General features: G+C 42.3%; 6 protein-coding genes, 4 tRNA genes and 1 pseudogene. 9 read left to right on the forward strand and 2 right to left on the reverse strand.

The window, feature by feature from the left end; translation table 11 throughout:
• Nucleotides 1-73: 73 nt before the first annotated feature.
• Nucleotides 74-445: a histidine triad nucleotide-binding protein gene (locus L1D46_RS18870; RefSeq protein WP_130050279.1), complete on the reverse strand. Its 372-nt coding sequence runs from the start codon at nucleotides 443-445 to the stop codon at nucleotides 74-76.
• A 105-nt stretch (nucleotides 446-550) separates the two neighbouring features.
• Here L1D46_RS18870 and L1D46_RS18875 point away from each other — a divergent pair, with 105 nt between their 5' ends.
• Complete coding sequence (locus tag L1D46_RS18875; protein ID WP_130050280.1) at nucleotides 551-1,174, forward strand: DUF2057 domain-containing protein; 624 nt, start codon at nucleotides 551-553, stop codon at nucleotides 1,172-1,174.
• A gap of 53 nt (nucleotides 1,175-1,227) precedes the next feature.
• On the opposite strand, the gene L1D46_RS18880 is transcribed toward L1D46_RS18875, so the two are convergent.
• Entirely contained in the window at nucleotides 1,228-3,072 is a 1,845-nt protein-coding gene (locus tag L1D46_RS18880; protein WP_130050281.1) for a M1 family metallopeptidase, read from the reverse strand.
• A gap of 145 nt (nucleotides 3,073-3,217) precedes the next feature.
• On the opposite strand from L1D46_RS18880, the gene murB reads away from it, so the two are divergent.
• From murB to L1D46_RS18920, 8 genes and pseudogenes are all read left to right on the forward strand, one after another.
• On the forward strand, nucleotides 3,218-4,228 hold the full coding sequence (gene murB, locus L1D46_RS18885; protein WP_130050282.1) for a UDP-N-acetylmuramate dehydrogenase: 1,011 nt from the start codon (nucleotides 3,218-3,220) through the stop codon (nucleotides 4,226-4,228).
• Nucleotides 4,225-5,217, forward strand: a complete 993-nt coding sequence (gene birA / locus L1D46_RS18890) for a bifunctional biotin--[acetyl-CoA-carboxylase] ligase/biotin operon repressor BirA (protein ID WP_130050283.1) — start codon at nucleotides 4,225-4,227, stop codon at nucleotides 5,215-5,217. The genes murB and birA overlap by 4 nt, the downstream gene beginning before the upstream one ends.
• A complete protein-coding gene (locus L1D46_RS18895) occupies nucleotides 5,214-5,909 on the forward strand; it encodes a type III pantothenate kinase (RefSeq protein ID WP_167658231.1) in 696 nt (231 codons plus the stop codon). The genes birA and L1D46_RS18895 overlap by 4 nt, the downstream gene beginning before the upstream one ends.
• 120 nt (nucleotides 5,910-6,029) lie before the next feature.
• A tRNA-Thr gene (locus tag L1D46_RS18900) sits at nucleotides 6,030-6,105 on the forward strand.
• Nucleotides 6,106-6,145: 40 nt separating this feature from the next.
• Nucleotides 6,146-6,230 (forward strand) — tRNA-Tyr (locus L1D46_RS18905).
• Nucleotides 6,231-6,274: 44 nt separating this feature from the next.
• Nucleotides 6,275-6,349, forward strand: a tRNA-Gly gene (locus L1D46_RS18910).
• A 13-nt stretch (nucleotides 6,350-6,362) separates the two neighbouring features.
• Nucleotides 6,363-6,438 (forward strand) — tRNA-Thr (locus L1D46_RS18915).
• A 136-nt stretch (nucleotides 6,439-6,574) separates the two neighbouring features.
• Nucleotides 6,575-7,610: pseudogene (locus L1D46_RS18920) on the forward strand (elongation factor Tu); the annotation flags it as partial.

Below are 7,610 nucleotides of genomic sequence, written 5' to 3' on the forward strand. Positions count from 1 at the left end.
GATGATATATAATTATTATAGCTGAAAATAATATGTTTGTGCTAGTTTTTACAATTGTTTACATATCAAAGTATTAGATCGGTTGTTTTTTCTTGTCTTGATATGGAGGCCAGCCCATTTCTTTACCTGCTAGCATGTGTAGATGTATATGGTACACAGTTTGTCCACCATGGTCATTACAGTTCATTACGACGCGAAAACCGTCTTCACTAAAGCCAAATTGCTTGGCGAGCTTTGCTGCAACCACATATAAGTGACCGACTAAAGCTGCATTTTCTTCTGTAACATCGTTAATTGTCGCTATTGGAGTTTTTGGGATGATCAGTACATGAAAAGGGGCTTGCGGGTTGATATCTTTAAAAGCCAGTGATAGCTCATCTTCATAAATAATATCAGCTGGGATCTCTCGGTTAATAATCTTTGTAAAAATAGTCTCTTGGCTCATACTTAGCTCTCTTATAAATGTGGTTAAATGACCACCCACTAATGACAAACTTTATTTGCAGTGTCAAACTGATACTGCCGCAAGTTGAACAACCAAGGAGTGAACATGCGTAAGTTAGTATTACTGAGTAGTGCGTTAATGCTATTTAACAGTTTTAGCAGTGTAGCTGAGACTATTCACTTTCCAGAAGAGTTTGTACCTTTACAAGTTGGAGAGCGCCTTATTGAGCAGTCGTTTTTCAGTCGTGTTGACGATGTTGAGCTTGCTCCTGGTACATACCAAGTGAAGATGAAATACACAGATCTATACGAACAAGGATATGATGACCATCAAGTTGTTGAGTCTGAGCCGTTTTGGGTTGAGCTCACGGTGGAAAGTGGCAAAGACTATGATTTAGTGTTCAATCGTGCCAATAATGCTGTAGCCGCAGAAGTATTTGCTGAAGCACCGCAAGTAAGCTTAAAAGCCAAGGGCAGTGAACTTGCTGTGCCTTTATCTATAGTTAGCTATCGTGTAGCAAGCACGCCAGTACAAGCTGTGGCAAGCGCCCCTGTTGCTGCTACAAGCAACAAGCCTGCGACTGCAAAACCTGTTACATTGCCTGCAAAAGTACCCGGCGGACAAGCAGGACTTAAAAATATGCCAAATGCGGCTGCTATGCTTGAATTTTGGTGGCAACAAGCAAGCCCTGAAGAGCGCCGTGCCTTCTTACAAAAAGTAAGTAACTAATAAAAGAATTAAAAAAGGCGCTGATTTTCAGCGCCTTTTTTGTGTTTGATGACTTACTTTGCAAATAAGTCGTCAACAGTACCTTGTGCAAGTGGGTGGTAACCCGGACGTGCTTTTAAGTACACATCATGTGCCCAGTCTTTTCTACCGTTTTTAATAAGTGCTTTATAGAGTGGCACAATTAATTTACGGCGACCGATGCCTGATAGATGTTTATCTAAAGCAGGGTAGATAGGTTGATAACCATTACCTACCGCTAGCATAAACCATGCGAAAGCGCGCTCTGCATTAGTTGACTGTGTTAGGTTGAATTGATTATCCAGCTCAGTCATTTTTGCAATGCTTAAATCGCGAGGAAGATTATTTAAAAAGTGTAGCCACTCATGAACTGACCAATCTGCTGTTGGTAATTGGGCTGCACTGATCTCACCGTTTAACCATGTTTTGGTTACTGCATCAACTTTATCGAAGGCATCAGAGGTTGGATTCGGTGCATCGCTTGGTAAACCAGGCTCAAAGATCCATTCATTGACTTTATCCATGCTCACTACGCCAGGATATTTGTCGATAAGGTTGGCTTTTAAGTAAGTAACAAATTGAGCTGTTGTAAGAGACTTAAACGCAAACTGGTCAAAGTAACCTTTTACGAATGGGTCGAACTTGTCACGGCCAAATTTGTTTTCAAGATAAATTAAGAAAAGCTGACCTTTAGTGTAAGGCACTGAGCTAAATGCATCATCAGGATCGCGGCCATTAAGTTTTAAGTTAAGGCGCGTATCTGGTGCTGGCAGAGTTTTAAGTAATGCACGTAAGCCGGCTGCATCAAGCGCTTGTTCCATAACTGCACGGTCACGGCCAAACACTTCTTCCATAATGCGGTTTTCAACGTAAGACGTGAAACCTTCATTTAGCCATAAGTCTTCCCACGTCGCATTAGTCACTAAGTTACCAGACCAAGAGTGAGCAAGCTCGTGAGCAATTAGGTTTACTAAGCTTTTATCACCAGCAACAACTGTTGGGGTGATGAAAGATAAGCGTGGGTTTTCCATGCCACCAAATGGGAAGCTTGGTGGTAGCATTAATAAGTCATAACGACCCCATGCGTATTCACCATACATAGCGTTAGTTTTATCGATCATCGCTTGTGTGTCGTTAAACTCAGCAACAGATGCATCTAAAATTGTTGGCTCAGCAAAGATACCTGTTTGCTTAGACATGGCTTTAAATTCTAAATTACCAGCACCAATTGCGATTAAGTATGGCGAAATTGGTTGTGGCATATTAAATAAGTAATCGCCGTCTTTATAAAGTGCATCTTTATTATCAGCACTCATTACCGCACGAATGTCTTTAGGGGTGTGAATACGTGCCGAGTATGTTACGCGCATTGCTGGCGTATCTTGTACTGGGATCCAGCTACGAGCATGAATTGCTTGTGATTGGCTGTACATAAATGGATGTGATTTACTGGCTGTTTGCTCTGGCGTTAACCACTGTAAACCTGAAGCTTCTGGGCGGCTGTTGTAGTAAATACGAGCTTTAACCGCTTGGCTTTTAAATTTAATTGTTAATTTTGAGCCCTTCACGTCATCACGTGCAGCAAGGGTGAAGTCAGCCTTGTGCCAGCTGCCTTTTTGATCTTGATACATTACTTTGTCGATATCTAAATCGCGTGTATCAAGTACTAGCGTTTTGCTTGTTGCATTGTGCCAATCTAGCGTGTGCTCAACAAAACCTTCAAGTTGTTTGTCATCAAAATCAACATCTAAATCTAGTAGTAGGTGAGTGGTTGTTACGTCATCTAAGTTTGCGTAAGTGTGCTGGCTGATTGCATCTGCAGTTGCTTGAGAGCAAGCACCGGCCATAGCAAGACTTAAAAGTAATGGTTTAAACTTCATAATAACCCTGGAACGGAAATGAAAAAGAGCTCGTTTTATAACATGATTAGTGCAGTGGGTTGAGTGATTTTTACAATCTAATGCGTATTTTGCGACGATAGGTTACACTAATGCGATTAGTTACCGGTAACCTTTGAGGCGTTTTGTGGCTCAGTCCCTGCAATCTTTTCATACCTTTTCTTTGCCTAGCCAATGCCAGCATTTTTATCAAATTGATGAAGTGGATCAGCTTTTAAGCACAGACTTTTCTAAGCCATTTTGTATTTTAGGTGAAGGTAGTAATACGGTGTTTTTATCTGACTACCAAGGTTCTGTGATCCACATGAACACGAAGGGCATAGATATAGAGCAGCAAAGTGATGGCTTTTTATTGCACATCGCAGCCGGAGAAAACTGGCACCAATTAGTCTCTATGACCGTTGCCAATGAAATGCCTGGGCTTGAAAACCTTGCTTTAATTCCAGGTACTGTTGGGGCTGCGCCAGTGCAAAATATTGGTGCTTATGGTGTGGAGCTTGAAAAGTTTGTTAGTTATGTTGAGTACTTTGATATTGCAACCAAAACGATAAACCGCTTAGCTAAGAATGAATGCCAATTTGGCTATCGTGATTCTATATTCAAACATGCCTTGAAAAATAAAGCTGTGATCACCCAAGTAGGGTTGCTGTTACCTAAAAAATGGCAGCCAGTGCTTAGTTATGGACCATTGCAACAGCTTTCAGCTCCCTCTCCTCAGCAGGTGTTTGAGCAAATCATCGCAACTAGAAGCAGTAAATTACCAAATCCAAACAAACTTGCGAATGCTGGCAGCTTTTTTAAAAACCCAGTGATCAGTAATGAGCAACTTGCGTTACTTTTAAAACAGTATCCTGAGTTACCTCATTACTTTGTTGATGCTGAGCACCATAAGGTTGCGGCAGGATGGTTGATTGAACAAGCAGGATTAAAAGGTTGTAAAATCGCAGGTATTGAGGTTCATCAACAGCAAGCGTTAGTGCTAGTCAATCATGGTAATAGTACAGGCGATGATTTAATTGCCATGGTAAAACATGTTCAACAACAAGTTTGGCAAAAATATCAGATTGCTCTACAACACGAAGTACGACTGATTAATGCCGTTCATGAGTGTCACATTGAATTAGGAGCTTCATTATGAAAGCACCAGACGGTAATAAGCTCGCTATTTTACATGCTCTGAATACTGGTGGTTTTATTTCTGGTCAGCAATTGGGTGAGCAACTTGGTATTAGCCGCGCAGCAGTGGGTAAACATATTCACTCGTTACAGGAAATGGGGCTCGATATTTTCAAGGTCACTGGTAAAGGGTATTGCCTTAACAATAGTGCAGGCTTACTGAACAAAGATAAAATCGGCCAGTATTATACTGTATTGGGTGGCAGCACCGCTGAGGTCGAAGTGCAGCCAATTATTGATTCAACTAACAGTGAGCTTATGCGCCGTTTGCAAACAGAGGTACCACTGCCATCTGGTAGCGTGTTAGTTGCAGAAATGCAGCAAGCTGGAAGAGGACGCCGTGGGCGGGTTTGGCAATCTCCGTTTGGTGCAAACTTATACTTTAGTTATTTTTGGCGTTTGGATGATGGTTTGCAAGCTGCTATGGGGGTATCTATTGCTGTTGGGCTGGCTGTTTACGATACACTTAAAGCCTTGTACCAATTGGATGTAGAGCTTAAATGGCCAAATGATATCTACTTAAACCGTGAAAAATTAGCAGGTGTATTAGTTGAACTTGATGGTCAACCACAAGGACCTTGCCAGCTTGTAATAGGTATAGGTATCAACTTACATATGCCAGAAAGTGTTAGCCAACACATAGATCAAGCATGGACTGACTTAAGCCAGCATGTAAAGGGGTTAGATAAAAACAAGCTGGTGGCTTATTTGTGCTTTTATTTAGAAAAACGCTTAACCCAGTATCAGCAATCAGGTTTAAACGGTATGTATCTACAGTGGAATCAGTTAAATGCATTTGCAGGCGAGTGCGTTGAGCTAAATACTGGTCATCGAAGCTGGCGTGGCATTTGCGAAGGGATTGATAACCAAGGTGGCGTGCGCATTCGTCAAGATGGCGAAGTAAAAAGTTATTATGGTGGTGAAATTTCATTACGTAAGGCTGAGCTATGAAACTATTAGTGGATGTTGGCAATACCGCAATTAAAGCCGTTTTATTTGATGGTAAGGGTTATCAAGCATGTGAGCTCAGCAATTTACCTTGGTTACAAATAAAAGAGCTGGTATATGCCTGCGTGGGTAGCGCTGAGCTACTTAAACCTTTATTGGCACAGGCGCAGCAACATGCTGTTCCTTACTTTGAAGCAGAGGTGACAGCTAAACTCGCTATGTTAACCTGCGCCTATCAACAGTTTCAAAACTTAGGAATTGATCGCTGGCTCGCGGTGATAGCTGCGTATGTAGAATATCCTCAGCAAAACTGCATCATTATCGATGCCGGTACCGCAACGACAATCGATGTGCTCAACAAAGAAGGGGCGCATTTAGGGGGCTGGATTTTACCCGGTCTTGATTTAATGACGTCTTCACTTACCCAAAACACGCAGCGGGTATTTGATGATAAACAAATACCCTTTACTACAGATTTAGGGCGTAATACTCCTAATGGTCTAAAAAATGGTGCCATGGTTGCTACCCTAGGTGCAATCGAGCTAGCAAAACAACATCTTAACCAACAAGATTGTCAGCTATTATTTGCTGGTGGCTATGGCAAACTGTTAGCAGATTCATTTATAGATGCTAAATTTGACAGCTTACTGGTTTTTAAAGGGCTGAATTATTGGCATGAAATAGCCACAAAATAGTAAAAGTATGGGTATTTGTCTGAATAGTGAGCGTTTAACACATAAAATCACATTTTTTTTAATTTTATGGTTGCATCACAATAAACCTTACCTTAGAATCTCGCCCCGTACTAAAGCAGTGCCGACTTAGCTCAGTTGGTAGAGCAACTGACTTGTAATCAGTAGGTCATCCGTTCAACTCGGATAGTCGGCACCACTTTCCTTTTACCGGAAGTGACTTAGTAAAGAATTTTCGTGGAGGGGTTCCCGAGCGGCCAAAGGGATCAGACTGTAAATCTGACGGCTCAGCCTTCGCTGGTTCGAATCCAGCTCCCTCCACCACTTTATTCTTGACGGTTAGAGGTAGTTTAAGAACAGGTTCCTATGCGGGCATCGTATAATGGCTATTACCTCAGCCTTCCAAGCTGATGATGCGGGTTCGATTCCCGCTGCCCGCTCCAGACTTCTGGTGTTGCTGATATAGCTCAGTTGGTAGAGCGCACCCTTGGTAAGGGTGAGGTCGGCAGTTCAAATCTGCCTATCAGCACCAGTATCGAGAACTCATCTTAATATCTTCCTTTATCTGTCAGAAAAAACTATTTGAAATTTGAAAAAATTAAATTAATCTACCCTCGGTGGATTATTTTCATATGTAATCTAGATACACAAAACTGATAGGTTCCGTCATGGCAAAAGAAAAGTTTGAACGCGTAAAACCGCACGTAAACGTTGGTACAATCGGCCACGTTGACCACGGTAAAACAACTCTAACAGCAGCAATCACAAACGTACTTGCAAAAGTATACGGTGGTGTAGCTAAAGACTTCGCATCAATCGATAACGCTCCAGAAGAGCGTGAGCGTGGTATCACAATCTCAACTTCACACGTTGAGTACGATACTCCTACTCGTCACTACGCACACGTAGACTGTCCAAGCACATCCTACTTTCTCGTCAGGTTGGTGTACCTTACATCATCGTATTCATGAACAAATGTGACATGGTTGACGACGAAGAGCTACTTGAGCTAGTTGAGATGGAAGTTCGTGAACTTCTTTCAGAGTACGACTTCCCAGGTGATGACTTACCACTAATCCAAGGTTCAGCGCTTAAAGCGTTAGAAGGCGAGAAAGAGTGGGAAGACAAAATCGTTGAGCTTGCAGAAGCACTAGATTCTTACATCCCAGAGCCAGAGCGTGACATCGATAAGCCATTCATCATGCCTATCGAAGACGTATTCTCAATCCAAGGTCGTGGTACTGTTGTAACTGGCCGTGTTGAAGCTGGTATCATCAACGTGAATGACGAAGTTGAAATCGTAGGTATCAAAGAAACTACGAAGACAACTTGTACAGGTGTTGAGATGTTCCGTAAGCTTCTAGACGAAGGTCGTGCGGGTGAGAACATCGGTGCACTTCTACGTGGTACTAAGCGTGAAGACGTTGAACGTGGTCAAGTACTAGCTAAGCCTGGTTCAATCACTCCACACACGAAGTTCACTTCAGAAGTATACGTACTTTCTAAAGATGAAGGTGGTCGTCACACTCCATTCTTCAAAGGTTACCGTCCACAGTTCTACTTCCGTACAACTGACGTAACAGGTGACGTACAGTTACCAGACGGCGTTGAAATGGTAATGCCTGGTGATAACATCAAGATGACTGTAGAACTAATCTGCCCAATCGCGATGGACGAAGGTTTACGCTTCGCTATCCGTGAAGG

It is taken from the genome of Pseudoalteromonas sp. Isolate3, from assembly GCF_022398505.1.
Taxonomy (GTDB): domain Bacteria; phylum Pseudomonadota; class Gammaproteobacteria; order Enterobacterales; family Alteromonadaceae; genus Pseudoalteromonas; species Pseudoalteromonas apostichopi.